We start from the raw sequence: 24,210 nt of genomic DNA on the forward strand, positions 1-24,210 counted from the left end.
CCTCCGTATCCCCCTGGAGAAGCTGCTCGACCCTCGTTGGATTTCTTTGTCCCTTTGATCACACCCTATCACAGATCCGTGTTTTTCGAAATGCGAGCGGTTTGCGAGTTGCGATAGGCGCGTCGCATGGAAACGAGAGGTAACGCAGCGTCAAGTGTCGGGAAACGCTCGGCAGTTTCGGGATGGTTAAGAGAGGCTGACGTAAGGGTCGGGAATTCCGCAGTCGAGAAAAACCCACGGCGATCAGCGCAAGCCGCGACCATTTCCTTCCCTTGCGTCAGCTATGATTCGGGACGAATGAAGCTTTGCTGCGGATGCGCGTGGCGCGGGTTCGGGCGTCGGTTTTGCTCCGAATTTCCAGCCCCCGCCTCGGGGGGGGCCACAAGGGCGGCTTGTTCCCTACGCGCGCGCGTGCGAGGCGCGGATCGCGGCAGCAGCCCGCCGTCGGCGCAACACTGTTGACAGGTCCAAGACCCGTCCACACACTTGTTTGCAGAGCAAAAATTTTTCTGCTCGCAGCAAGGGGGAGCCTTTCTCATGTCCGATAAAGAGCCGAATGTTCAGGAAATCGGTGGCGTGAAAATTGCCTGGGACGATTCCGACATCAACAGCCAATACGCCAACATCGCCACCGCCACCGCGAACCGCGAAGAGTTCTTCCTGCTCTTCGGTACGCACCAGAATTGGCGCGGCGACGAGAAGGAAAACATGGTGAAGGTGAAGCTCTCGAACCGGCTGGTGATGAGCCCCTTCACGGCAAAGCGCTTCATGCTGGTGCTGCAACATTCGATCAACGCCTACGAAGCGAAATTCGGTAAGATTGGCGAGTGATCGACCGGCCTCGGGGCGAGGCGGCCGGCAGTTGCAAGATGCAATTCGGGGTGGGGCCGATCAGGCCGCGCCGTTTTGTGCGTCGGGAGAAATTCTCAGTGCGCGCAAGGCGTTGAGGATCACCGCCACGTCGATTGCCTCCTGAAGCAGCGCGCCTTCGACCGGGGTCAGATGGCCGAAAGCGGCCGCGATCATTCCCAATACCGAGAGCCCGATCCCCGCGACCACGCTTTGCATCGCGATCCGGCGGGCGCGGCGGGCGATCTCGATACCCGGGGCGAGGCGGTCGACCCGGTCGACCAGCAGCACGACATCGGCGGCTTCCGCCGAGGCCGCTGCCCCGCGTGCGCCCATCGCGACGCCCACATCCGCCGCCGCCAGCGCGGGTGCATCATTCACCCCGTCGCCCACCATCATCACCGGCCCGTTCTTGCGCTCGGTGAGCACCGTCAGCACCTTCTCATCGGGCGTGAGCCCCGCGCGCAGCGCGTCGAGCCCAAGCCCTGCGGTCACCGCCTGCGCCACCTCCGCCCGGTCTCCTGTCGCCAGCAGGATCCGCGCGATCCCCTCCCGGCGCAGGCGCGCGATCATCTCCGAGGCGCCCTCGCGAAGCGGGTCTGCCATGACAAGATGTCCCACCATATGCCCATCCACCGCCACCGCGACGAGGACTGAGCCGGTCGGGAAATCGCCATGCGCGCCCGCGGGTCGGCCAACACGTCTGGCGATGAACGCGTCGCCGCCGACAAGCACCTTATGCCCCTCGATCTGGCCGATCACGCCTTCGCCGGGGATCTCGGCAACCTCGGTGGGCACGGGCAGGCTCAGCCCTTTCTCCTGGGCCGCCGTAACGATCGCCTGGGCGACCGGGTGTTTCGAGGCCTGATCGAGGGCGGCCGCAAAGCGCAGGATCTCGGTTTCCGACATGCCGTCATGGCTCTCGATCGCGACGATCCGCGGGCGGCCATCGGTGAGCGTTCCGGTCTTGTCGAGGATCAGCGTGCGGATACGCGCCATCGCCTCTAGCGGTCTTGCGCCCTTGATCAACACGCCGAATTGCGCCGCCCGCGACAGCCCCGCTACCAGAGCGACCGGCACCGCGAGGATCAGCGGGCAGGGAGTGGCCACGACGAGCACCGCCACCGCGCGGATCGGATCGCCGGTGAACCACCACGCGGCCAGCGCGATCGCCACGGTCACGGCGAGAAAGCCCAGCGACCATTGATCGGCGAGCCGTGCCATCGGCGCCTTGGACCGCTGCGCCTCTTCCACCAGTCGCACGATCCCTGCATAGGTGCTGTTTTTCGCGAGCCGCGTCGCGATCAGATCGAAAGCCTCGCCTGCATTGGTGGACCCGCTGAGCGCTTCGTCGCCTCGGGCGCTGCGCATCGGCATCGGCTCTCCCGTCAGCGCGGACGTGTCGAGAAAGGCGGTCTCGGAGGCCAAGGTGCCGTCGACAGGCACGACATCGCCTTGCCGGATGAGCAGCCGGTCGCCGGGGGCGATCTCGTCGAGCGGGATCTCTTCGAGCCCGCCGTCTCGATGGCGCGTCGCGGTGCGTGGCACGCGCGAGAGAAGATCATGCATCTCGCGCCGCGCGCGCCCCTCGGCGAAGCTTTCAAGAAAGGTGCCGCCCGAATACATCACCGCGACCACCGCCGCTGCGAGCGTCTCGTCGAAAAGAAGAGCAGCACTCATCGAGAGGGCGGCCACGATATCGAGCCCGACTTCGCCCTGCGCGATGCTCGAAACGATCTCCACCACCAGAGCGATCAGCGCAGGCAGAACCCCGGCGATCCAGACAAGCCGCGCGATCTCGGGCTGGCCCGAAGCATGCAGCCCTAGACCGATGAGAAGCCCCGCGAGGGCGATCCCCAGTAAGGCCACTTTCAGCCGGTCGGTTGTCGAGTGTTCCACCTGCAAAGCGCCCTTATCCGTACGTCCGGCGCGGGGGGCGGGCATCCTGCGCGCCTCCGGCCAAGGGCAACCTGCGGCGAGAGCGGGCGACGGTCAAGCATTGCCGCGCGTCGTTCCGCGCGCCTCGCCGCTGCGCGTCAGGCGGCGGTCAACCTGGAGACATAGCCCTCGCGCAGAACTTCCGGGTCATAGGCCTTGCGTGCAAAGACTTCGCGGACCATCGGCTCGAAATGCGCGAGCGGCTTCGGGTCGTAGTCGGGATCGAAGGAGGATTGATCCCAGCGCTCGCAGAACTCGGCGCAGCTGTCGAAACAGGGATGGTCACGGAACCGCTCGCGGGCGTTCTCGTCCCAGCCGTAATGGTGCGCGTAATAGAGCATCTGGAAGATCCCGTGATGCTCGACCACCCACGCGACATCCCAGCGCACGAAGGGGCGGATCACCTCGGCCGAGAAGCGGTCGTGGTTCTGCGGCGCGAGCCCGTCGCCGATATCGTGCAAAAGCGCGCCAACGATCCAGTCGAGATCCGCCCCGTCGCGTTCGGCCCGCGTGGCCGCCTGCAGGCCGTGATCGAGCCGGGTGATCGGGTAGCCCTCAAGGCTCGCCTCGCCTTGCCGGCGCAGCTCGTCGAGGATGCGATCGGCGGTCAGGGCGTGATAGGGTTTTTCCAGCTCACGCAGAAGCATGTAATCCTCTTTCGTCCCGTCTTTCATCTGCGAAAACGATACGGTCTTTCCCTGCGACATGGGCGGTCCTCGTTCGGCCTGGCGTGTTTCGGGTGGCGTTTGCAGAGCCTATGCGAAGAGTGGCCCAGACGAAAGCAGGGGGCATTGCGCGCATGCGATGGCCGCGACCTGGCCCTTGTGCGGCGTGAAGCGCAGGCGAATAGTGGGGCCATGATCTGGAACGTCATCAACGCGCTTGGCGGGGTCGGGTTGTTCCTTTTCGGGATGATCTGGCTGACCGAAGGGCTTCAGGGGCTGGCGGGGCACTCGCTGCGCCGGGTGCTCGCGCGCTTTGCCAATACGCCCGTCAGCGGGGCTGCCACCGGGGCGGTGACGACGGCGATCATCCAGTCCTCCAGCGCCACGACCGTGACGGCGGTGGGCTTTGTCAGCGCGGGGCTGCTGACTTTCCCGCAGGCGCTCGGGATCATCCTTGGCGCCAATGTCGGCACGACGATGACGGGCTGGCTCGCCGCGATCCTCGGCTTCAAGCTCGACCTTGGGCAGCTCACCTTGCCGCTGATCTTCGTCGGCGCGGCTTTACGCCTCTTCGGGGGAACGCGGCTGAAATTGCTCGGCACGGCGCTGGCTGGGTTCTCGTTGATCTTTCTCGGGATCGATGTGCTGAAATCGAGCCTCTCGGGACTGGAAGGCACGCTGACACCGGCGAGCTTTCCCGCCGATGATCTGCTTGGGCGGCTGGAACTGATCGCGTTCGGGATCGTCATCACGCTCATCACCCAGTCATCAAGCGCAGGCGTCGCGACGGCGCTGGCCTTGCTGGGCGCGTCAGTGATCAGCCTGCCGCAGGCGATGGCGCTGGTGATCGGGATGAATGTCGGCACCACGGGAACAGCGGCGCTGGCGACGATCGGCGGCTCGACCGCGGCGCGGCGCACGGGGTTATCTCATGTGATCTACAACGTCCTCGTTGGGGTTATGGCGTTTTGGATGCTCGACCCGTTCGAGGCGCTTGTTGGCCCGGACGGGCTGCAATTCGACAACCTGATCGCTTTGGTGGCTTTTCACACGGCTTTCAACGTGATCGGCGTGCTCGTGATCCTGCCCTTCGCCGGGCCTTTCGCAAAGCTTGTGACATGGCTCGTGCGCGAGCGCGGGCTGGTTCTGACGGGCAGCCTTGGCAAGGAGATGCTGCGCGATCCGCGGGCCGCGACCGATGCGGCGGTCTCTACGCTTGAGGCGATCGTCGAGGCGCAGTTCAAGTTCCTGGTCCGGCGGCTGCGTCACCGCGAGGTCACCCGCGAGGAACAAAAGCATCTGCGGGCGATCGGGACGGCCCTGCCGGAATTGCGCGATTTCATCGACGCGATGCCGCCGCTTGCGCCTGAGGATCCCTGCGCGGGACGGCTCACGTCGATCTTGCACGTGATGGATCACATGGGGCGGCTCTATTTCCGGGCGACGCAGGAGGCGCGCATGGTGAGCCTGCGCGAAGATCATCGCCTGCGCAGGCTCGAAGGCGTTCTGGCCGCACTGGCCCATGAGGCGCTGGAGGCAGATGACGCGGTGGCGACGGAGCGTCGTCTCAATCGGTTCCGTCGGATCTTGCGCGATCAGCAAGAGAGCTATCGCGCCCGCATCGTCTCCGGGTCTCCCGGAAAACGGCTTTCGGCAGAGGATCGCCAGCGGCGGCTCGATGCCATGCGCTGGCTGCACCGCGTCGCCTATCACCTCTGGCGGATCGAGCGTCACATGATCAAGGTCCGTGAAGGGCTTCCGCCGATTTCGCATGCGCGTGAGGCGGCGGTCGAGGTGCTTGCGGATTGAGGCGGATGCCGGGCCTGTTCGCGTCGCGAATGTACCTTTACGCCCCGTCGAAATAGGCCTGCGTGCCACGCGCCTCGACCGATTCCGCAATCCGGCGCAGACCGTGGATATAGGCTGCCTCGCGCATCGAGAGGCTCATCTCGTTGTGCAGCGCCCAGATGGCCTGGGTCTCGCGCTCCATCGTCTTCTTCAGATGGTCGGCAACCTCCGAAGCGTCCCAGTAATAGCCAGAGCGGTTCTGCACCCATTCGAGATGCGAAACCGTCACGCCGCCCGAATTGGCGAGGATGTCGGGAATGATGATGTGCCCCTCTTCGGTAAGTTTGCGGTCGGCGGTGGGCGCAACAGGGCCGTTGGCCAGCTCGAGGATCACCCGCGCCTTGATCCGATCGCAATTTTCCAGCGTGATCTGGCGCTCCAGCGCGGCTGGCACCAGGACGTCGCAATCCAGCTCCAGCAGCTCGGCATTGGTGATGTTGCGGGTCTTGCCATGGCCTTTGGCCCCCTGAACCGATCCGGTCTCGTGCTTGTGTTGCATTACCGCGAGCGGATCGAAGCCTTTCTCGTCGTAGATGCCGCCGGAGGAGTCGCTGATGCCCACGATGGTATAGCCATCCGCGTGCAGCAGTTTCGCGCAGTGATAGCCGACATTGCCGAAGCCCTGGATCGCGACTTTGGAGTTGTCCGGGTCGATCTCGAGCGACTTTTCGAGATGGCGCAGCGCGTGATAGCCGCCACGCGCAGTCGCATCGACGCGCCCCACTGTGCCGCCGAAGGCCAGCGGCTTGCCGGTCAGCGCGCTCGGCGAGGCCTGCCCGGTGATCGAGCTGTATTCATCGGCCATCCAGGCGATGACGATCCCGTTGGTATACATGTCGGGCGCAAGGATATCGCGGTCGGGGCCCACGAAAGGCGCGAAAGCCTCGATATAGGCGCGGCTGAGGCGTTCCAGTTCGGTCTGGGAAAGCTCCTTGGTATTGACGCAGACGCCGCCCTTGCCGCCGCCGAAGGGCAGGTTCGCCACCGCGCATTTGAAGGTCATCCAGAAGGCGAGCGTCTCGATCTCGTCGAGTGAGACGTTGGGGTGAAAACGGATGCCGCCCTTGGTCGGCCCGCGCCTGTCGTTATAGCGGCAGCGCCAGGCCTTGAAGGCGCGGCGGCTGCCGTCGTCCATACGGATCAGCAAGGTCGCAGCGAGCGTCTCACGCGGCCATTTGAGTTCCTCGTAGACATCGGGATGGATGTTGAGCTGGTCGCAGGCGGCACGCAGGCTCTGGCGGGCCTTGGCGAGCATCGGGCGCTCCGGAGTCGTTGTTTCTTCGGGAAGGTTTTCCTTTGCACACATCGCGTCGGGCTCCGTCTCATGTCGTTCCATTGCGCGAACTCTAGAGGAGGGGCAGGGCGGGGGTCCATCCCGGATCTTGCGCGTCGCGGCGTTCGCGCGTCAGCCCCCCTCCATTCGCGGTGGCAGGAACTCCGCACGCGCCTGCGCCACCTGATCGGCCACGAAACGCATCGCCGCGCGGATGCGGGCGCTGTCGCGCTGGTCCTGATGGGCCACGAGCCAGAAGCTGCGGGTGATCTCGACGGTCTCGGGCAGAACCTGCACGAGGTCAGGCGCGTGCCGGGCCATGAAATCGGGCAGCACGGCTATTCCCTCCCCGGCTTCGACGGCGCGCTGCTGGGCAAACAGGTTTGTCGAGGTGAAGGGGGGCGCGTGATCGCCCATCACCACCGAGAGGTAATCCAGTTCGGGCGTGTAGATCAGCTCGGGAATGTAGCCGATCATCGGATGGTGCCCGAGATCGGCTTTCTCGCGCACCGGATGGGCGCGCAGATACTCCGCCGAGGCATAGAGATGCAGCGTGTAATCGGTCAGCTTGCGCGAGATCAGCCGCCCCTTTTCGGGCCGCGAAAGCGCGATGGCGACATCGGCCTCGCGCTTGGACAGCGAGAACAGCCGTGGCGTCGCGACCAGCTGCACTTCAAGTTCCGGATTGGCACGGGCGAAGGCGGCAAGGCGCGGCGCGAGGAAGAAGGCCCCGAACCCGTCCGGCGCGCCGATGCGTACCGATCCCGAGAGAGCGTATAGCTCGCCCGCAATATCGTCATGGATCTTCGCGGCATCGCTCTCGATCCGCTCGGCATGGGTCAGCAACCGCTCTCCCGCCTCGGTCAGCGCATAGCCGCGCGGGCTGCGTTCGAACAAAAGTGCCCCCAGACGCGTCTCAAGCGCCTGCACCCGACGCGAGACGGTTGCGTGATCCGAGCCGAGCGCCCGGGCCGCAGCCGTGAGCCGCCCCGCACGCGCCACGGCGAGGAAATAGCGCAGGTCATTCCAGTCAAAAGCCATGTCACCTCGGACCCGGTATGGGCATTTCCGCACATCCGATGGGCAAATCGTGGCATGGGCGGAGTAGAACGCCCACCTATCCTTTTCGACCAGAGCCCCGATCGGCCGCCGGTCATCTGCCCAATCGAGCGGCGATGACGCGAAGTTTACCGCCGTGGCGGGAACCTCGGGTGGAAGCCGGGTTGAAAGCCGGGCGCGGGCTCTAGCTGATGAAGCGACCGATCCGGGGAGGAGCAAGACAGCCCGGTTCGGCAGGAGGACAGAGGAAATCACGCGAAATCGGCCCCGGGCGTTCGGCTCAGGGGCCCAACCTCTTGCACCCATCCGCCCGGAGACCCGGCGCGGCAGGGCGGAGGCTTTCCACAAAACCAGGGAGGATGGTTCATGAAGAAAGCAATCACCGCAAGCGTCAGCGCGCTCGCGATCACCCTCGGCGCAGGGGCGGCGATGGCGCAGGACGCGATCTCGGACGGTGTCGTCAAGATCGGCGTGCTGGGCGACATGTCGGGTGTCTACTCGACCGGTTTCTCGGGCAAGGGCGCGGTCGATGCCGTCAAGATGGCGGTGCGCGACTTCGGCGGCACGGTGCTGGGCAAGCCGATCGAGGTGATCTCGGCCGATCACCAGAACAAGGCCGATGTGGGTTCGGCGACCGCGCGTCAGTGGATCGATCAGGATCATGTGGACATGATCGCGGACCTGACCAACTCGGCCGTGGCGCTCGCCGTGCAGCAGCTCGCCTCGGAAAAGCACACCCTGACCTTCGCCACCGGCGCTGCGACCTCGGCGCTGACCGGCAAGGACTGCACGAATTACGGCATCCATTATGGCTATGACACCCATGCGCTGCCGGTGGGCACCGCGACGGCGGTCGTGAAGAACGGTGGCGACAGCTGGTATTTCATCACCGCCGACTATGCCTTCGGTCACGCGCTTCAGGACAACACCGCCGAAGTGGTGAAGAACCTCGGTGGCTCGGTTGTCGGCAGCTCGGATGTGCCGCTCGCCACCACTGATTTCTCGTCCTACCTGCTTCAGGCGCAAAGCTCCGGCGCGAAGGTGATCGGTCTGGCCAATGCCGGTCAGGACACCGTCAACGCGATCAAGCAGGCGCATGAGTTCGGCATCGTCGAGGGCGGTCAGCAGCTCGCCGGCATGCTGGTGCTGATCTCGGACGTGAAGTCGCTGGGCACCGATGTCGCCAAGGGGCTGCAATTCACCTCGGGATGGTATTGGAACCAGGACGACGCCTCGCGCAAGTGGAAGGAAGAGTATGAGAAGTTCTCGGGCGGCGAAGCCCCGACCTTCCCGCATGCGGCCGACTACTCGCTGACGATGGCCTATCTCAAGGCGATCCAGGCGGCCGGGACGGATGATCCCGACAAGGTCCGCGCCGAGCTTGGCAAGATGAAGATCGACGACTTCTTCGCCAAGGGCGGCACGATCCGTCCCGATGGCCTGCTCGAGCACGACATGTATCTGCTCAAGGTCAAGGATGGCGGCACCGATCCGTGGGACGTGGCCGACGTGGTCCGCACGATCCCGGGCAACGAGGCCTATGCCTCGCTGGCCGAGGGCGGCTGCCCGCTGGTCAACAAGTGATCTGAGAAAGCCAAATGGGCGGGGGGCGCGGCTGCGTGCCCTCCGCCTGTCGATGTATCAGTTCGAAGGGCCCTGCATGAGCGATACCATCCTCGAGGCGCGCAATCTGACCAAGAGTTTCGGCGGCTTCGTGGCCGTCAATGGCGTGGATCTGTCCATCGCGCGCGGCGCGATCCACGCGATCATCGGCCCGAACGGCGCGGGCAAGACCACGATGTTCAACCTGTTGACCAAGTTCATCACCCCAACCTCGGGCGAGATCCTGTTCAACGGCAAGGACATCACCCGCCGCAAGCCCGCCGAGATCGCGAATATGGGCATCGTGCGCTCGTTCCAGATCTCGGCCGTCTTTCCGCACCTGACCGCCTTGGAAAACGTCCGCCTGTCGCTGCAGAAAAGCCTCGGCGTGAGCTACCAGTTCTGGCGTTCGACCAAGGTGCTGCACGAACTCGACGCGCAGGCGATCGCGCGGCTCGATCAGGTCGGGCTTGCCGATTACGCGCATCTCAAGGCGGTCGAGCTGCCTTACGGGCGCAAGCGCGCGCTGGAGATCGCGACGACGCTGGGGCTCGAGCCCGAGCTGATGCTGCTCGATGAGCCGACGCAGGGCATGGGCACCGAGGATGTGGGCGCCGTGACCGAGCTGATCGGGCGCGTGCGAGAGGGGCGCACCATCGTCATGGTCGAACACAACCTTGGCGTCGTGGCCGAACTGGCCGACACGATCACCGTGCTCGCGCGCGGCGAGGTTCTGGCCGAGGGCACCTACGATCAGGTCTCGAAGAACCCGGCGGTGATGGAGGCCTATATGGGCGTCTCCGCCGAAGAGCAGGAGGCCGGCGCATGAGCACGCAGACCCTGACCAAACCGATGCTCAAGATCGAGGGGCTGCATGCCTGGTATGGCGAAAGCCACGTGCTGCACGGGATCGACCTGGAACTGGCGGAAGGCCAGCTGATCACCCTTCTGGGCCGCAACGGCGCGGGGCGCTCGACCACGCTGCGCTCGATCATGGGGATGGTGGATCGCCGCGAGGGCTCGATCCTGATCAATGGCGAAGAGTTCATCACCAAGCCCGCCCACCGGATCTCGCCCGATGCGCGGATCGGCTTTTGCCCCGAAGAGCGCGGCATCTTCGCCTCGCTCAGCGTCGAGGAAAACCTGATGCTGCCGCCCACGGTGGGTGAGAACGGCATGTCGGTCGAGGAACTGTTCGAGATGTTCCCGAACCTCGCCAATGTGCGCAAACGGATGGGCACGCGGCTCTCGGGCGGCGAACAGCAGATGCTGGCGATCGCGCGCATCCTGCGCACCGGCGCGCGGCTTCTGCTGCTCGACGAGATCACCGAAGGGCTGGCCCCGGTCATCGTGAAAACGCTGGGCCGGGTGATCCGCGACCTGAAATCGCGCGGCTATACGATCGTGCTGGTGGAGCAGAACTTCCGCTTCGCAGCCCCGCTCGCCGATCGCCATTACGTCATCGAACATGGCGAGGTGATCGACGTGATCGAGGCGGCCGATGTCGAGGCCAGCATGGACCGGCTCAACCATTACCTGAGCGTGTAACGAGAATCCGGGCCGGGAAACCGGTCCGACAGGGAGGAAAAACCCGATGGATCCCATGATCCGACTGATCCTCGCCCAGGGTATGCTGGGCCTCAATAACGGCGTGTTCTACGCGATGCTCAGCCTTGGGCTCGCGGTGATCTTCGGCCTGCTGAACGTGGTGAATTTCGCGCATGGCGCGCTTTACATGCTGGGCGCGTTCCTGGCGCTGATCCTCTATTCGAACCTCGGGCCGTGGCTCGGGCTCGACGCGCTGCATATCGGCTTCTGGCCCGCGCTGGTGCTTGCGCCGCTGATGGTGGCGGGCTTCGGGATGCTGATCGAGCGCTTCCTGCTGCGCCGTCTCTACAAGCTCGACCCGATCTATTCGCTGCTGCTGACCTTCGGGATCACGCTGGTGCTGCAGGGCGTTTTCATCAACTTCTTCAACGCTTCCGGAACCCCCTATCCGGGGATGCCCGACAGTCTGAAGGGCGTCGTCAATCTCGGCTTCATGATGTTCCCGAAATACCGGCTCTTCGTGATTGTCTTCTCGATCATCGTCTGCTTCGGCACCTGGTTCATCATTGAGCGCACCCATATCGGCGCACGGCTGCGCGCGGGCACCGAGAACCCGGAACTGGTCAAAGCCTTCGGGATCAACGTGCCGCTGATGGTGATGCTGACCTTCGGCTTCGGCACGGGGCTTGCGGGGCTCGCAGGGGTTCTCGCCGCGCCGATCTATTCGGTGAGCCCGCTGATGGGCGCGAACCTGATCATCGTGATCTTCGCGGTGGTGGTGATCGGCGGCATGGGCTCGATCCTCGGTGCGGTCGTCACCGGCTTTTCGCTGGGGCTGATCGAGGGGATCACCAAGGTCTTCTACGCGCCCGCTTCGAACACGGTGATCTTCCTGCTGATGGTCATCGTGCTGCTGGTGCGCCCGCAAGGGCTGTTCGGAAAACACGGGTAAGGGAGGCGCATCATGACGGATATCGCTGAATTCGAAGCTGAAACCGCCCCCGAGACCATGAAGCGCGGCCGGGTCGTGCAAGGCATCATGTGGGCGCTGCTGATCGCGGCGGTGCTGATCGCGCCTGCGTTGCTCTACCCGGTCTTCGCGATGCAGCTGCTGTGCTTCGCGCTCTTTGCTGTGGCCTTCAACCTGCTGATTGGTTTCACGGGGCTCTTGTCCTTCGGCCATGCCGCCTTCTTCGGGGGGGCTGCCTATATCGCGGGCCATGTGCTCAAGGTCTGGGGTTTCCCGCCGATCCTCGGCATCCTGACGGGCACGCTCTTTGCCGCCGCGCTGGGCTGGCTGGTCGGGCTGCTCGCGATCCGGCGGCAGGGGATCTACTTCGCGATGATCACGCTGGCGCTCGCGCAGATTGTCTATTTCTTCGCGCTGCAGATGCCCTTCACCGGCGGCGAGGACGGCTTGCAGGGCATCCCGCGCGGCTACCTGCTGGGGATGATCGACCTGAGCCAGCCGCTCAACATGTATTACTTCGTGGCCGCCGTCTTCCTGATCGGCTTCGCGGTGATCTACCGGGTGGTGCATTCGCCCTTCGGGCAGGTGCTGCAGGCGATCCGCGAGAACGAGCCGCGCGCGCTGTCGCTGGGCTATAACGTGGATCGCTTCAAGCTTTTGGCCTTCGTGCTCTCGGCGGGGCTTGCAGGGCTTGCGGGCTCGACCAAGGCGCTGGTGTTCCAGTTCGCCTCGCTGACGGATGCGCATTGGCAGATGTCGGGCGAGGTGATCCTGATGACGCTGCTGGGCGGCATGGGCACGATCTTCGGCCCCGTCGTGGGCGCGGTGATCGTGGTCGCGCTGCAGCATATGCTGAGCGGTATCGGCTCCTGGGTGCAGGTCGTCATTGGCGGCACCTTCATCGCCTGCGTGCTGCTGTTCCGGCGCGGGATCGTGGGCGAGATCGCACGGATGCTGAAAGTGGGCGGCTGGCTCTGACCGGGGGGCCGGTTCGAGAGCCTGATACGCCAGGGGCGGGAGACCGCCCCTGGCGTTTCTTTTTCGCTTCGGCGTAAATCAAATCACAAGATTTGACGGGCAAGGATGGCGCAAAGTCGTGCGTAACCGTGGAGTGCCGAGGTGCCAGATTGTCCGCAAACCATTGCGCAGGCGCTTGAGGCGCTCGCGGAAGGCCAGCCTTTCGAGATGCCGGGAGGGGACAGCCCGGTCGAGCTGGCTTTTCGCGGGTTCGCGGCCGCGCGCCAGAGCGATGCGGTCAACCGACTGGATCGGGCGATCAACGTCACGGTCCATGCCAATGAACTGAGCGGGGTCATGGCCCATGTCAGCGTGTCGAGCGACAATATCGGCAAGGCCACCCAGACCATCGCTGCCACCTCGGAAGAACTTTCGGCCTCGGTCAACAGCATCGAGACGAGTATTCACCAGATCCGCGGTCTCTCCGAAGGGATGCGCCAAAGCGCGGGGCATTCGGAGACGGCCACCCATGAAGCGCTCGCCTCGACCAAGGTGACGTCCGAGGCGCTCGCCCGGGTCAGCACCAATGTCAGCGGGGTCACCGCCGCGGTTGATCAGATTTCCAGTTCGATCCAGCAGATCGACAAGATCTCGCTCCAGACCAAGCTTCTTGCGCTGAACGCCTCGGTGGAGGCGGCGCGCGCAGGCGATGCCGGGCGCGGCTTCGCCGTCGTCGCCAAGGAGGTGCACTCGCTCTCCGAACATACATCGAAAATGACCCACGTGATCCGCTCCCTGGTCGAGAATCTGCTTGAAGAGGTGACCCGTATGACCGGCTCGATCCGTGAGGTGAGCACGGCTGCCGAAGCCGAACGCGCAAGCCTAGAAGCCTCCGACAGGGCGATGGGGGCGCTCATGGAGGGGATCGTCGGTGTCGATGACGGTCTCAGCGAGATCTCGCGCTCGGTCAGCGAGCAGGCGAGTGCGGCGGGGATCCTTGCCCAAGGCGCCTCTACCGCGAGCAATCTCGCGGCCGAAAACGAACAAAGCGTGCTGCGCACGCGCGAGCGCATCGACAATCTCGTCTCGCTCGTCGGCCTCGAACTGTCCGAGATCAGCAAGCTCGACCTGCCCGACATGGTGCCGCGGCTCGCCAAAGCCGATCACGTGATCTGGAAGAAACGCCTTGCAGGGATGTTCGCCGGCGATTTGGCGCTCAACTCCGAGGAACTGTCTGATCACCGCTGCTGCCGTCTGGGAAAATGGTATTACAGTGCGGCCTCGCAGGCCTATCAGGGCTCGCCCGCCTTTCGCGCGCTCGAGCGCCCGCATCGCGAGGTGCATGATGCCGGGATCGCTGCGGCCAAGGCGTTCAATGCGGGTGATCGTCAGGAGGCGCTGCGTTGCCTCGACCGGGTCGAGACGGCTTCCGCAGAGGTGCTGCATACGCTCGATCAGATGCTGGGTCCGAAGGGTGCGACCCCGGTCAAGACGATACACGGGGCGATGCGGGCGGGGGCGCGGATCGCGCCATGAGTTTGATCCGGCCGCACTTCGATGTGCACGCGGCGACGGCCTATGCGCAGGCCTCGGCCCTTGCGCCGCAACACGCTCCGCGGGGCGTCATTCCTTGCGCCAATGCGCGTCGATCTTGCGGTTGATCCAGGCGAGCCCGGCCAGCGCGAGGCCGAGCCCGACAAAGGAGGCCACGCGCGTCAATCCCGAAAGCCCGCTCATATCGAGCAGGAAAACCTTGACGATGGTCAGGGCGACGCCCCCCATCGCCAGCCGCCGCAAGAGCTCTGACCGGCGCATGACCGCGATGGCGAGCATGCCCAGCGAGACAAGAAGCATCGCCAAGGTGTAGCTGTAAAGCTCGCCATCGGAGGGGCCCGGGACTGACAGGTCAGGGCCGCGCCAGAGTCTGCGGATCTCGAAAAAACCCCAGATCAGCGTCAGCACCGCCGCACCCGGAATGAGCGCGAGGCGCAGGATCCGCGCGAGCCGGTCTGTCCGCCGTCCCATCGCCCAGGCACCAAGCGAAAGCGTCAGCGCAAGCGGTACGAAGGCCAGCGCGAGACCGTCGAAGACCGGCGGTCCGTTCACCGCAATGCCGGTCGGGGTGTTGGCCATCCAGCTTACAGCGCCGATCTCGATGGCGGCCAGCCCCGTCGCGATGATGCCGGACACGCCCGCAAACACCGCGCGGATCACGCGAACCGCACCGGACGAGGGGGCAATCCGCCAGACCTGCGCAAGGCCAACCGCCGCCCAGGAGGTCGCGCACAGCCCGGGCAGCCAGAAATTCTCCCCGTCGAGATCGACATATCGGATGATCGTGAGGGTGAGGGTCATCGCCAGCGTGCTCAGAAGCGCGGATTCCGCCACGGCGACGAGCATGGGGCGATCCTTGCGCGCGATGCGACGGGTGGCCTCGAACCCCGCCATCGCGCCGAGATAGGACAGCGCGAACTCGGCCCAGCTCGCACGCTCGATCGCGTAGAAAAGGCCGGGGTCGATCAGAAGCCGGTAGCCGATTACCGCCGCGCCAAGCTGCGCCACCCAGCTCAGCACCCGCAGGTCGAAGCGCCGGTCAATGAGGCTCGCCAGCACCATCAAAAGCGCCAGCGCGAGGGTGAGCGCGGCCTTGGTCAGCAGCAGGAAGAAGGCAAGCGAGATCATCAGGATCGCAGCCGCCGCGAGAAGCCCCAGATCGCGTTGCCGGGAAGCCCCGGCCCGCGCCCCGCGGCGTTGCGCAAGCAGCACCATCATCGCCGCGCCCGCCATGGCAGCCAGGGCCCAGGCGTAATTCCCGATCACATCGCGCGGGTTCCAGAGGAATTCGATCACCAGCGCGCTCGCAGGCACGATCGCCGCGGCCGCCAGCGCCCAGGGCAGGGCGTGGGCGTGGGCGGGGACGGGGGCGTCGGGTTCGGGTCGCGTGGCGATCAGGTTGAGCCGCCAGGTTGCCGCCGCCGCCATCAGGCCCGCCGCACCCATCAGCCACCATAGCGTGGATGGCATCGGCGTCTCGGGCGGGGCGTCGATGAAGGCGCGGAAGGCTTGATAGATCTCGCCATGCCCGCGGGCTTGAGCGGCAAGGGCGGTGAGGAAAAGAAGGCCCGGCAGCGCAATCGTCAGATCCAGTGCCGGGGCGCGATAGAGCCAGAAGGTGATCGCCAGGAATACCACCATGAGCGCGCCCATGCCGAGCGCGAACTCGGTCGGGTTCGATCCGGGCGCGAAAGCGATCACGCTCGACCCGAAACTCGCGATAAGGACACCGGTCGCGCCAAGCAGGGTTGGAAAGCCCGGGCGTTGCCCGGCGCGCGCAGGCAAGGGCGGCACCCCGTCGAGGACCGGCACCAGACGCCGTTCGGGCATAATGAGCGCGCCGATCCCGAGCGAAAAGGCCGCGCCGATCAGCCCGGGTGCAGAGCCGACGTCGAGATGCACCAAGGTCAGCCCCGCGCAGGCCAATGCCAGCGCCAGTGCCGAGACCCAGGCCCAGCGGCGAAAGCTGTCGATCGCCAGCCCGGCGAGGCCAATGATCGCGAAATAGGCGTAGAAGGGTGTGGCGTCGGTGTCGCTCGCGCTCACGAGGAAGGGGGCGGCGGCCGCGCCGAGCAACCCGACCGCAGGCAGAACCGCACCATAGAGCCAGCCCATGAGCACGGCGCCCGCTGCAACCACGGCGATGCCTCCGATCGCCGTTCCGGGGCCGATCAATGCGTAAAGTGCGTTGGCCGCGAGCAGAGCGATGAAGATCACGACCACGCCGGCGCCTGCGAAAATCGAGGGCAGATGTTTTGTCGAGGGCGTTGAGACATCGCCGAATTTGCGCCGAAGCCATTCACCGCCGCCAACCAGCGCGAGGCCGAGGATCAGCGCACCAATCACCCGCAGCGGCGGCGTCAGAAGCCCGCGCTCGACCCCATATTGCACCATGAACAGACCGCCGAAGATGAGCGACAATGCGGCCACGGCCAGCGTCCAGTTCGCACGCAGCCAGTCTCCGAGACGCGCGAAATTCTCTGCGCGCAGAACGTAGGCCTGCTGAGGCTCCGGTGCCGGGCTGATCGGCTCGGCGGGCAGTGGCGGCGACTTCGTTTGCGCACTCTGCCACGGCCCTTCAGTCTTCTCTGCGCGGGCCGCGGGTGCCGGAATCGGTGGAGGCTCGGTTGCTTCGCTCTCGGAGGTTTCAGGTGCGGCCATCACGCCGCCTCCTTCTTGCCGAGCTTCGAGGGCGGCGATCCGATCTTTCAGGTTGCGGATGGTGATCAGCGCGTAGGGAAGGCCGATCAGGACCAGCAAACCGTAGATCACACCGATCAGGCCAAGAAGAAACATCTTGAACTCCAAGTAGATAGGCGGCGAAGCTTACCTTGAGCAAAGAGCTTTGCGCGTCGTCGGTTGGAAATCAAGTATTCGTGGGCATCGCGATCTTCGGCGGACAATCGGATCGGGGTGAACCGATGCGGGGATCGAGCGCGACAGATTGATGAACTAAGGCTTATAACAATCTGAAGTTATGTCATTTTCTAGAACTCTTGCAGCCGCCGCGTCGTTTCCGGATCGAGAAACCCGGCCACGGTGGCATCGGTCTCTAGCTGAAGCGCGCGGTGCAGATCGGGCATGGCGACCGCGTTGAGCACCCGCTTCATCGCGCGCAGCGACAGAGGCGGGAGGTCTGCCAGGCGCGCGGCGACCTCGGTGGCGCTGTCCATCAGCGCGTCGTCCTCGACCACTTTCCAGGCAAGTCCGATCCGCTCCAGCTCCTCGGCGCTGTAGCGCTCTCCAAAGATCAGCATCTCGCGCGCCTTGTTCAGCCCCACCAGCGCGGGCAGCAGTGCCGTGACACCGCCGGTGACAAAGAGATTGAGCGAGACCTCGGGAAAGAATCCCGTCGCGCTGCGCGCCCAGATCGGGAAGTCGCAATTGATCGCCCATTCGAAACCGCCGCCCACGGCCCAACCATTGATCGCGCCGACCACCGGTTTCGCGCCGAGCGTGATCGCGTGGGTGGCGCGCTGGATCGCCTGCACCAGATCGCGCGCTTCCTCTTCGTTCTCGGGATGGACATGGGCCTTGCGGTCATCGCCCGCGCAGAAGGCCTTGCCCGCACCGGTAAAAATGATCGCGCGAGTCGCGGAATCGGAATTGGCGTCCTCGAAGGCTCGCGCGACATCGTCGATCAGCGTGCGGTTCATCGCGTTGAGCCGATCGGGGCGGTTGAGCGTGATGGTGCGGATCCCGTGGTCGCCCAGTGTGCTGAGCACGGTTTCATAAGTGAGATCGGTCATTGGTAGCTCCGGATCACGCGTTTTGTCTTGCCCTCGGTGCGCGGGAAGCTGTGCGCGGGGCAGAGGGTGACGGTGGCACTTGCGCCGAGCCGCGTCTTGATCGCGTGCTCGACCTTGTGGCGCAGCGCCTCGGAAGCGGGAACGCCTTCGGCAAGCTCGGCCTGAACGGGCAGGGTGTCATGGGGCGGGGGGGCATCGAGCATGATGCGGTAATCGCCCGAAAGCTCCGCGAGCTCGTTGAGCACGGCTGCGACCATCGAGGGGAACATGTTGAGCCCACGCACGACCACCATGTCATCCGAACGCCCGACCACGGAGAACCGAAAGCCGGTGCAGCCGCATGAACAGGGCTCGGTCGCGCCGATCTCGATGATGTCGCCGGTGCGAAAACGCACGAGTGGCTGGCAATCGCGCAGCAGATGGGTCAGCACCAGCTCTCCCCGCGCGCCGGGCACAAGGGGCAGAGGTGCTCCGGACTCGGGCTCGATCAGCTCGGGGTGGAGCACATCGGCAGCCATGAAATGCAGCCGCGTGTCTTGCGCGCATTCGGCGGCGAAGTTGGAGAATACATCCGAGACGCCGTAATTGGCGTTGCGCGGCTCCATCCCCCAGGTCTCGCGCAGCCGGGCGCGGAAGGCCGGATCGTCGAGGCCGGGCTCCCCCCCGAAGAGGCCGAGTTTCAGCCCCAGATCGCGCGGCTTGAGCCCGGGAAACCGCTCGGCGATGACCCGTTCGAGCACCGCCGGATAGGAGGGCGTGCAGGAGATCGCTGTAATGCCGACCTCGCGGATCGTGCGGATCAGCAGATCGGTTGCGCCCACACCGAAGGGGACAACCAGCGCACCGGTCGCCTCCAGCGTCATGTGATCGGTCAGCCCGCCCATCCACATCTGGTAATTGAGGCAATGCACCACAGTATGATCCGGCCCGAGACCCGCCGAGGCATGGCAGCGCCCGCCTACCTCCTGCGTGACCAGCGCGTCACGGCCCGAGAGCGCGAGATTCATCGCCTGACCGGTCGTGCCCGAGGTGCGGTGCAGCCGGTTCGCGAGGCTGCGCGGCGCCGCGAGATAGTCGCCGAAAGGCGGGTGGGCGGCCTGCGACAGGCGCAGTTGGGATTTGTCCGAAAGCGGAAGTTCGGGAAGATCGCGCAGATCGCGCGGCGGCTCGCGCCCCTCCCAAAGGGCTTGGTAGAAGGGCGAGGCCGCGACATGGGCGCGCTGCGCCTCCCAGGCCTTCGCGATATGCGGTGCGAGAGCGGCTTGCGAGAGGCGCTCGGCGCCCTTGATCGTGCTCATGGCATCATCCCCCGTTCCCAGATTAGCGACAAGGTTTCGAGCGTGGCCTCGCGATCGCTCGAGAGGGCGACCAGCGTCGGGTCGCGCGACAGAAGAAGGCTCGAAAGGTACTGATCGACCATTCCCCCGAGCGCATAGGCGCGCCGCATCAGCTCGTCATGTGCGATCGTCTCGGTCCGCCCATCTTGCTGCATCCGGCGCTCGACGGCGGACACGACGGTCTCGATCCACTCCCGGTTCAGGCGTTGAAACGCCGCGCTTGCCTCGGGAAAGGCGTCGATGTGATGCACAAGGCAGCGCATGAGGCCGCGGTTCTGCTCGAACAGATCGACATAGGCCCGCGTCGCGGCGCGCGGGGCAGCTTCGGGCTGAGCTGCGCTGGCCGCGCGCATCACCTTTTGCACGAAAAGGGCGAAATCGCTCAACAGCGTGTCGAGCAACACCGTGCGGTCGGGGAAGTAGAGATAGAAGGTCCCGTTCGACACGCCCGCCTTTTCGCAGATCGCCGAGATGGTGAGATCCTGCGGCCCGCTGCGATCAAGCACCGAGCAGGCTGCGATCTGGATCTGAGCGCGGGTCCGTTCGCCCTTGGGCCGGCCAGCGCTGATCGTTGCGAGATGGGCCGGGTAGGAGAGGATTGGCATGTCGGATGTGACGCGTTGGGGCTGCATCTGCGATGATTCCTAAAACTGACATCAGTTTCATAAAATGGAGGTCGCCCATGCGTCAAGCGCTGTGGTAGGGCGCGCTCAGACCGGCAGTCCGGTCAGCCGCGCCACAAGCTCGGTTGCGTTGCGCGCGCCGAGCTTCGCTTGCAGCCGGGCGCGATGGGCTTCGGCGGTGCGCGGCGAGAGGTTCAGAAGCCGCGCGATCTCCTTGTTCGTCCGCCCCTCGGCCAGAAATGCCGCGACCTGCCGCTCGCGCACCGTCAGATCGACGACGGGGCGCGATTCCGAGATATCTGCGAAGCTCCAGATCGCGCGGGTGAACGGGTCTTCGGGGGTAAGCGACTGGCCGCGCACCCGGCACCAGAAGAGCCCGCCGTCGCGGCGCTGCATGATCCGCTCATCGGCATAACGCCCGGTGTCGAGCATCTTCTGTCGGCCGATCTCGCCGATGCGCTGGAACTCCTCGGCCGAAGGGTAGAGTGCGGCCAGCGAGCGCCCTGCCAGCTCGTCGGCCCCATAGCCGAAAGTCTCGCAAAACCGGGCGTTGCACCGTTCGATCACCCGGTCGCGGGTGAGTGCGAGGCCCACCGGCGCGTGCTCGAAGGCCAGCGCGGCGGTCTCTGCCTCCTCCTGCATCCCCATCCCTGCAATGCCTCCCCGATTGCGTAGTTCTACGAATAGAGCGGGCGCGCGGCAGTTGCTAGTGTGCGGCGAAATCGCGGGAGGAGGACAAGATGGACGCGAAGATCGTGGGCTGGGGGCATACGCAATTCGGGCGGCTCGAGGGGCAGACGCTCGAGGATCTGATCCTCGCGGCGGGCGGGCAGGCGCTCGAACATGCGCGGATCGATCCGGCAGAGATCGACGGGATCTGGCTGGGCCACTTCAATTCGGGGCTGGTGCCCGATGGTTTTCCCAGCTACCTCGCGCTGGGGCTTGACGAGCGACTGCGCTTCACCGCGGCCACGCGGGTCGAGAATGCCTGCGCCTCGGGTTCGGCCGCGATCTATGCCGCACGCGACGCAATCCGCTCGGGCCGGGTGAAGGCCGCGCTGGTGATCGGGGCCGAGAAAATGACCGCGAAGGACACCGCGGGCGTCACCGAGGCTCTGGCGGGGGCCTCCTATCAGGCGGAAGAGGCGGGCGTTTCGTTCCCGCAGATCTTTGCGCGCTTTGCCCAGGCCTATTTTCAGGCACATGGAGATCGCTCTGCGGCGCTTGCCCGGATCGCGGCGAAGAACCACCACAACGCGCTGGCCAATCCGCTTGCGCAGATGCGCAAGGAGGTGGGGTTCGAGTTCTGCAATACCGTGAGCGAGCGCAACCCGATGATCGCCGCTCCGTTGCGGATGACCGATTGCTCGCTGATCTCGGACGGGGCGGCGGCGCTGGTCATGGTGGCCGATGATCGCGCGGGCGATTTCGTCAATCGCATCGGGTTCCGCGCCGCCCAGCAGGTCAATGACTACCTGCCGATGTCGCGCCGGGATCTTCTGGCCTTCGAGGGACCGGCAGAGGCCTTCGCGCGCGCCTATGCCGAGGCAGGCATCGGGGTGAAGGATCTCTCCTTCGCGGAGGTCCATGACTGTTTCACCATCGCCGAGCTGCTTGTCTATGAGGCGATGGGGCTGGTGCCGCGCGGGTCTGGTGCCCGCGCGATCGACGAGGGGATCGTGACGCGCGAAGGGGCGCTGCCGATGAACCTCTCGGGCGGGCTCAAGGCCAAGGGGCATCCTGTTGGCGCGACGGGCGTGTCGATGCATGTGCTGGCCGCGATGCAGCTCACAGGGCAGGCGGGCGAGATGCAACTGCCGGGCGCGGAGCTTGGCTGCATGTTCAACATGGGCGGGTCGGGCGTTGCGAATTACTGCTCGATCCTCGAGGCGGAGCGCGCGGCATGAACCCGGCGGAGTGGCTTGTCCGCACCGCAATTCGACGCCCCCATGCGCCCGCGCTGATGCGAGGCGAGGAGGTTCTGGCCGATTACGCGACATTCGCCGAACGGGCCGCGCGGATCGGGGCGGGGCTTGGCGCGCGCGGGATTGCGCCCGGAGACCGGGTCGCGATCTTCATGAAGAACCGTACCGAATATCTCGAGGCGCTTTACGGCGCGTGGTTCGCGGGCGCGGTGGTGGTGCCGATCAACGGCAAACTGCATCCGCGCGAGGCCGAGTGGATCATCGAGGCCTCTGGGGCGAAGCTGACCTTCGTGACCGCCGATCCCGGGGCTGAACTGAAGACCGAGACGCTCGATATCGAAAGCGATGCCTATCGCGCACTGATTGAGCAGGCGCCGATGGCCGCGCCCGTGCCGATCGCGGCCGATCAGACCGTCTGGCTGTTCTACACCTCCGGCACGACGGGGCGGCCCAAGGGGGTGAAGATCACTTCGGGCAATATTCAGGCCATGTGCCTTGGCTATTTTTCCGATGTGGACAGCGTCGAGGAGGAAGATGCGATCCTCTATGCCGCGCCGATGTCGCACGGGGCGGGGCTTTACAACTTCATGCATGTGATGCGTGCGGCGCGCCATGTGGTGCCGCTCTCGGGCGGGTTCGAGGCCGAAGAAATCCTGGATCTCGCACCGCGTCTCGGGAATGTCTCGATGTTTGCCGCGCCGACGATGATCCGCCGCCTCGTCGATCGTGCCAAGGCCAGCGGGTCGACGGGCGAGGGGATCAAGACGATCGTCTATGGCGGCGGGCCGATGTATCTGGCCGATATCGTCGAAGCTGTCGAGGTGATGGGGCCGCGCTTCGTGCAGATCTACGGCCAGGGCGAGAGCCCGATGACGATCACCGCGCTCTCGCGCGCTCTGGTGGCCGATCGCAGCCATCCGCGCTGGCGCGAGCGGCTCGCTTCGGTGGGGCTCGCCCATAGCCCGGTCAGCGTGCGGATCGCGGATGGCGACGGCAACCCGCTGCCTCCCGGGCAGACCGGTGAGATTCTCGTGCGCGGCGCGGCGGTCATGGCGGGCTATTGGGAAAACCCGGAGGCGACTGCGAACGCGATCCGCGGCGGCTGGCTCTGGACCGGCGATATGGGCGCGATGGATGCGGACGGGTTCGTCACGCTTCAGGACCGCTCGAAGGATGTGATCATCTCGGGCGGTACGAATATCTACCCGCGCGAGGTCGAGGAGGCCTTGCTGCTGCATCCCAGCGTGCACGAGGCGGCGGTGATCGGAACGCCCGATGCGGAATGGGGCGAGAGCGTTCTGGCCTTCGTCACCCCGGCGCCGGGGGCCGAGATCGACCCCGCCACGCTCGATCGCCACTGCCGCGAAAGCATCGCGCGCTTCAAGCGGCCCAAGGCTTATCGCGTCGTCGCGGCGCTGCCCAAGAACAATTACGGCAAGGTGCTCAAGACAGAGCTGCGCCGGATCATCGAGGAGGAGAGAGAATGACGCAAATCAAGGGTAAGACCGCGCTGGTGACGGGATCGGTGCAAGGGATCGGGCTTGCGATCGCCGAGGCGCTGGCCGGGGCGGGAGCGCGGATCGGGTTGCACGGGCTGGCCGGTCCCGAACAGGTGGCGCAGGCCACGCGAAGGCTTGAGGCGGCGGGCGCGCCGGAGGTGCGGTTCTTCGAGGCCGACATGGCTGACCCGCAGGCGATCGATGCAATGATGGATGCGGTGGCGGACTGGGGCGGGGCCGATATCCTCGTGAATAACGCGGGCATCCAGCGCACGGTGAGCCTGGCCGAGGCCACGCCCGAGATCTGGGATGCGGTGATTGCGGTGAACCTGTCGGGCGCGTTTCACACGATGCGTCGCGCGCTGCCCGCGATGGGGGCGAAGGGCTATGGCCGCGTGATCAATATCGCCTCGGTGCACGGGCTGGTAGCCTCGGTCAACAAGGCGCCCTATGTGGCCTCGAAATTCGGCCTCGTCGGGATGAGCCGGGTCGCGGCTTTGGAATATGCGACCGCGGGCAGCAAGGCCTCTGGCGGGGTGACGGTCAATTGCATCTGCCCGGGTTGGACCGAAACCGAGATCCTCGCGCCCCAGATCGCCGAGCGCGCGGCCGCCCATGGTGGGGATCGCGCCGCAGGCGTGGCCGAGCTTCTCGCTGAAAAACAGCCCTCACAGCGAATGTCGGACCCGTCCGAGATCGGCGCGCTCGCGCTGTGGCTCTGCGCGCCCATCGCCCATAACGTGACCGGAACCTCGATCCCGGTCGATGGGGGCTGGACGACGCAGTAAGGCGATGCCGGGGGGGCAGGCGCCCC

Annotated in this window: 20 protein-coding genes; 11 read left to right on the forward strand and 9 right to left on the reverse strand. The window is 65.4% G+C overall.

Annotation, left to right across the window (positions count from 1 at the left end; all coding sequences use genetic code 11):
• Positions 1 to 537: 537 nt before the first annotated feature.
• Complete coding sequence (locus tag TP2_RS16450; protein ID WP_038079721.1) at positions 538 to 831, forward strand: DUF3467 domain-containing protein; 294 nt, start codon at positions 538 to 540, stop codon at positions 829 to 831.
• Positions 832 to 891: 60 nt separating this feature from the next.
• Here the strand turns inward: TP2_RS16450 and TP2_RS16455 are convergent, their stop codons facing one another.
• Together TP2_RS16455 and TP2_RS16460 are read right to left on the reverse strand one after the other, a co-directional pair.
• On the reverse strand, positions 892 to 2,793 hold the full coding sequence (locus tag TP2_RS16455) for a heavy metal translocating P-type ATPase (RefSeq protein WP_420804618.1): 1,902 nt from the start codon (positions 2,791 to 2,793) through the stop codon (positions 892 to 894).
• Between the two features lie 92 nt (positions 2,794 to 2,885).
• On the reverse strand, positions 2,886 to 3,461 hold the full coding sequence (locus TP2_RS16460) for an HD domain-containing protein (protein ID WP_038079837.1): 576 nt from the start codon (positions 3,459 to 3,461) through the stop codon (positions 2,886 to 2,888).
• A 183-nt stretch (positions 3,462 to 3,644) separates the two neighbouring features.
• Here TP2_RS16460 and TP2_RS16465 point away from each other — a divergent pair, with 183 nt between their 5' ends.
• Positions 3,645 to 5,261 (forward strand): Na/Pi cotransporter family protein, encoded by a 1,617-nt coding sequence (locus TP2_RS16465; RefSeq protein WP_038079839.1) that lies wholly within the window; start codon positions 3,645 to 3,647, stop codon positions 5,259 to 5,261.
• 37 nt (positions 5,262 to 5,298) lie between these two features.
• Here the strand turns inward: TP2_RS16465 and TP2_RS16470 are convergent, their stop codons facing one another.
• Positions 5,299 to 6,555, reverse strand: a complete 1,257-nt coding sequence (locus TP2_RS16470) for a Glu/Leu/Phe/Val family dehydrogenase (protein WP_038079722.1) — start codon at positions 6,553 to 6,555, stop codon at positions 5,299 to 5,301.
• 150 nt (positions 6,556 to 6,705) lie between these two features.
• Positions 6,706 to 7,614 (reverse strand): LysR family transcriptional regulator, encoded by a 909-nt coding sequence (locus tag TP2_RS16475; protein WP_038079724.1) that lies wholly within the window; start codon positions 7,612 to 7,614, stop codon positions 6,706 to 6,708.
• A 384-nt stretch (positions 7,615 to 7,998) separates the two neighbouring features.
• Between TP2_RS16475 and TP2_RS16480 the strand changes: the two genes are divergently transcribed.
• The 6 genes from TP2_RS16480 to TP2_RS16505 all read left to right on the forward strand — a co-directional run bounded on the left by TP2_RS16480 (position 7,999) and on the right by TP2_RS16505 (position 14,245).
• A complete protein-coding gene (locus tag TP2_RS16480) occupies positions 7,999 to 9,216 on the forward strand; it encodes an ABC transporter substrate-binding protein (protein WP_038079726.1) in 1,218 nt (405 codons plus the stop codon).
• 76 nt (positions 9,217 to 9,292) lie between these two features.
• Complete coding sequence (locus TP2_RS16485; protein ID WP_038079841.1) at positions 9,293 to 10,063, forward strand: ABC transporter ATP-binding protein; 771 nt, start codon at positions 9,293 to 9,295, stop codon at positions 10,061 to 10,063.
• Entirely contained in the window at positions 10,060 to 10,782 is a 723-nt protein-coding gene (locus TP2_RS16490) for an ABC transporter ATP-binding protein (protein ID WP_038079728.1), read from the forward strand. The genes TP2_RS16485 and TP2_RS16490 overlap by 4 nt, the downstream gene beginning before the upstream one ends.
• A 46-nt stretch (positions 10,783 to 10,828) precedes the next feature.
• Positions 10,829 to 11,734 carry a branched-chain amino acid ABC transporter permease gene (locus TP2_RS16495; RefSeq protein ID WP_038079729.1) on the forward strand — a complete coding sequence of 302 codons (906 nt, stop codon included), beginning with the start codon at positions 10,829 to 10,831 and terminating at the stop codon, positions 11,732 to 11,734.
• Between the two features lie 12 nt (positions 11,735 to 11,746).
• The gene (locus TP2_RS16500; protein ID WP_157617156.1) at positions 11,747 to 12,730 is read left to right on the forward strand and encodes a branched-chain amino acid ABC transporter permease; all 984 of its coding nucleotides are present in this window, start codon (positions 11,747 to 11,749) and stop codon (positions 12,728 to 12,730) included.
• A 141-nt stretch (positions 12,731 to 12,871) separates the two neighbouring features.
• The gene (locus tag TP2_RS16505; protein WP_157617157.1) at positions 12,872 to 14,245 is read left to right on the forward strand and encodes a methyl-accepting chemotaxis protein; all 1,374 of its coding nucleotides are present in this window, start codon (positions 12,872 to 12,874) and stop codon (positions 14,243 to 14,245) included.
• Positions 14,246 to 14,332: 87 nt separating this feature from the next.
• On the opposite strand, the gene TP2_RS16510 is transcribed toward TP2_RS16505, so the two are convergent.
• The 5 genes from TP2_RS16510 to TP2_RS16530 all read right to left on the reverse strand — a co-directional run bounded on the left by TP2_RS16510 (position 14,333) and on the right by TP2_RS16530 (position 20,614).
• Complete coding sequence (locus TP2_RS16510; RefSeq protein ID WP_038079846.1) at positions 14,333 to 17,059, reverse strand: DUF2339 domain-containing protein; 2,727 nt, start codon at positions 17,057 to 17,059, stop codon at positions 14,333 to 14,335.
• 191 nt (positions 17,060 to 17,250) lie between these two features.
• The gene (locus TP2_RS16515; RefSeq protein ID WP_038079734.1) at positions 17,251 to 18,012 is read right to left on the reverse strand and encodes an enoyl-CoA hydratase/isomerase family protein; all 762 of its coding nucleotides are present in this window, start codon (positions 18,010 to 18,012) and stop codon (positions 17,251 to 17,253) included.
• Positions 18,009 to 19,310: a phenylacetate--CoA ligase family protein gene (locus TP2_RS16520; RefSeq protein ID WP_038079735.1), complete on the reverse strand. Its 1,302-nt coding sequence runs from the start codon at positions 19,308 to 19,310 to the stop codon at positions 18,009 to 18,011. The genes TP2_RS16515 and TP2_RS16520 overlap by 4 nt, the downstream gene beginning before the upstream one ends.
• Positions 19,307 to 19,981, reverse strand: a complete 675-nt coding sequence (locus TP2_RS16525; protein ID WP_240473782.1) for a TetR/AcrR family transcriptional regulator — start codon at positions 19,979 to 19,981, stop codon at positions 19,307 to 19,309. The genes TP2_RS16520 and TP2_RS16525 overlap by 4 nt, the downstream gene beginning before the upstream one ends.
• A gap of 78 nt (positions 19,982 to 20,059) precedes the next feature.
• Entirely contained in the window at positions 20,060 to 20,614 is a 555-nt protein-coding gene (locus TP2_RS16530; protein ID WP_038079738.1) for a PAS and helix-turn-helix domain-containing protein, read from the reverse strand.
• 98 nt (positions 20,615 to 20,712) lie between these two features.
• Between TP2_RS16530 and TP2_RS16535 the strand changes: the two genes are divergently transcribed.
• From TP2_RS16535 to TP2_RS16545, 3 genes are read left to right on the forward strand one after another with little or no spacing between them, the layout of a single operon-like run.
• Positions 20,713 to 21,879 (forward strand): acetyl-CoA acetyltransferase, encoded by a 1,167-nt coding sequence (locus tag TP2_RS16535; protein ID WP_038079739.1) that lies wholly within the window; start codon positions 20,713 to 20,715, stop codon positions 21,877 to 21,879.
• The gene (locus TP2_RS16540) at positions 21,876 to 23,384 is read left to right on the forward strand and encodes a class I adenylate-forming enzyme family protein (protein ID WP_038079740.1); all 1,509 of its coding nucleotides are present in this window, start codon (positions 21,876 to 21,878) and stop codon (positions 23,382 to 23,384) included. Before TP2_RS16535 ends, TP2_RS16540 begins: the two co-directional genes overlap by 4 nt.
• Positions 23,381 to 24,184, forward strand: a complete 804-nt coding sequence (locus TP2_RS16545; protein WP_038079742.1) for a 3-hydroxybutyrate dehydrogenase — start codon at positions 23,381 to 23,383, stop codon at positions 24,182 to 24,184. The genes TP2_RS16540 and TP2_RS16545 overlap by 4 nt, the downstream gene beginning before the upstream one ends.
• The last annotated feature ends 26 nt before the right edge of the window (positions 24,185 to 24,210 follow it).

It is taken from the genome of Thioclava pacifica DSM 10166, assembly GCF_000714535.1.
GTDB lineage: Bacteria > Pseudomonadota > Alphaproteobacteria > Rhodobacterales > Rhodobacteraceae > Thioclava > Thioclava pacifica.

What these genes read in the sequence shown, in the direction of transcription:
- TP2_RS16465 (WP_038079839.1), top strand. Translation starts at nt 3,645, where the DNA reads ATGATCTGGAACGTCATCAACGCGCTTGGCGGGGTCGGGTTGTTCCTT.
- TP2_RS16515 (WP_038079734.1), bottom strand. Translation starts at nt 18,012, where the DNA reads ATGACCGATCTCACTTATGAAACCGTGCTCAGCACACTGGGCGACCAC.
- TP2_RS16500 (WP_157617156.1), top strand. Translation starts at nt 11,747, where the DNA reads ATGACGGATATCGCTGAATTCGAAGCTGAAACCGCCCCCGAGACCATG.
- TP2_RS16450 (WP_038079721.1), top strand. Translation starts at nt 538, where the DNA reads ATGTCCGATAAAGAGCCGAATGTTCAGGAAATCGGTGGCGTGAAAATT.
- TP2_RS16545 (WP_038079742.1), top strand. Translation starts at nt 23,381, where the DNA reads ATGACGCAAATCAAGGGTAAGACCGCGCTGGTGACGGGATCGGTGCAA.
- TP2_RS16470 (WP_038079722.1), bottom strand. Translation starts at nt 6,555, where the DNA reads ATGCTCGCCAAGGCCCGCCAGAGCCTGCGTGCCGCCTGCGACCAGCTC.
- TP2_RS16480 (WP_038079726.1), top strand. Translation starts at nt 7,999, where the DNA reads ATGAAGAAAGCAATCACCGCAAGCGTCAGCGCGCTCGCGATCACCCTC.
- TP2_RS16490 (WP_038079728.1), top strand. Translation starts at nt 10,060, where the DNA reads ATGAGCACGCAGACCCTGACCAAACCGATGCTCAAGATCGAGGGGCTG.
- TP2_RS16530 (WP_038079738.1), bottom strand. Translation starts at nt 20,614, where the DNA reads ATGCAGGAGGAGGCAGAGACCGCCGCGCTGGCCTTCGAGCACGCGCCG.
- TP2_RS16455 (WP_420804618.1), bottom strand. Translation starts at nt 2,793, where the DNA reads ATGCCCGCCCCCCGCGCCGGACGTACGGATAAGGGCGCTTTGCAGGTG.
- TP2_RS16460 (WP_038079837.1), bottom strand. Translation starts at nt 3,461, where the DNA reads ATGAAAGACGGGACGAAAGAGGATTACATGCTTCTGCGTGAGCTGGAA.
- TP2_RS16535 (WP_038079739.1), top strand. Translation starts at nt 20,713, where the DNA reads ATGGACGCGAAGATCGTGGGCTGGGGGCATACGCAATTCGGGCGGCTC.
- TP2_RS16475 (WP_038079724.1), bottom strand. Translation starts at nt 7,614, where the DNA reads ATGGCTTTTGACTGGAATGACCTGCGCTATTTCCTCGCCGTGGCGCGT.
- TP2_RS16495 (WP_038079729.1), top strand. Translation starts at nt 10,829, where the DNA reads ATGGATCCCATGATCCGACTGATCCTCGCCCAGGGTATGCTGGGCCTC.
- TP2_RS16540 (WP_038079740.1), top strand. Translation starts at nt 21,876, where the DNA reads ATGAACCCGGCGGAGTGGCTTGTCCGCACCGCAATTCGACGCCCCCAT.
- TP2_RS16485 (WP_038079841.1), top strand. Translation starts at nt 9,293, where the DNA reads ATGAGCGATACCATCCTCGAGGCGCGCAATCTGACCAAGAGTTTCGGC.
- TP2_RS16510 (WP_038079846.1), bottom strand. Translation starts at nt 17,059, where the DNA reads ATGTTTCTTCTTGGCCTGATCGGTGTGATCTACGGTTTGCTGGTCCTG.
- TP2_RS16520 (WP_038079735.1), bottom strand. Translation starts at nt 19,310, where the DNA reads ATGAGCACGATCAAGGGCGCCGAGCGCCTCTCGCAAGCCGCTCTCGCA.
- TP2_RS16525 (WP_240473782.1), bottom strand. Translation starts at nt 19,981, where the DNA reads ATGCAGCCCCAACGCGTCACATCCGACATGCCAATCCTCTCCTACCCG.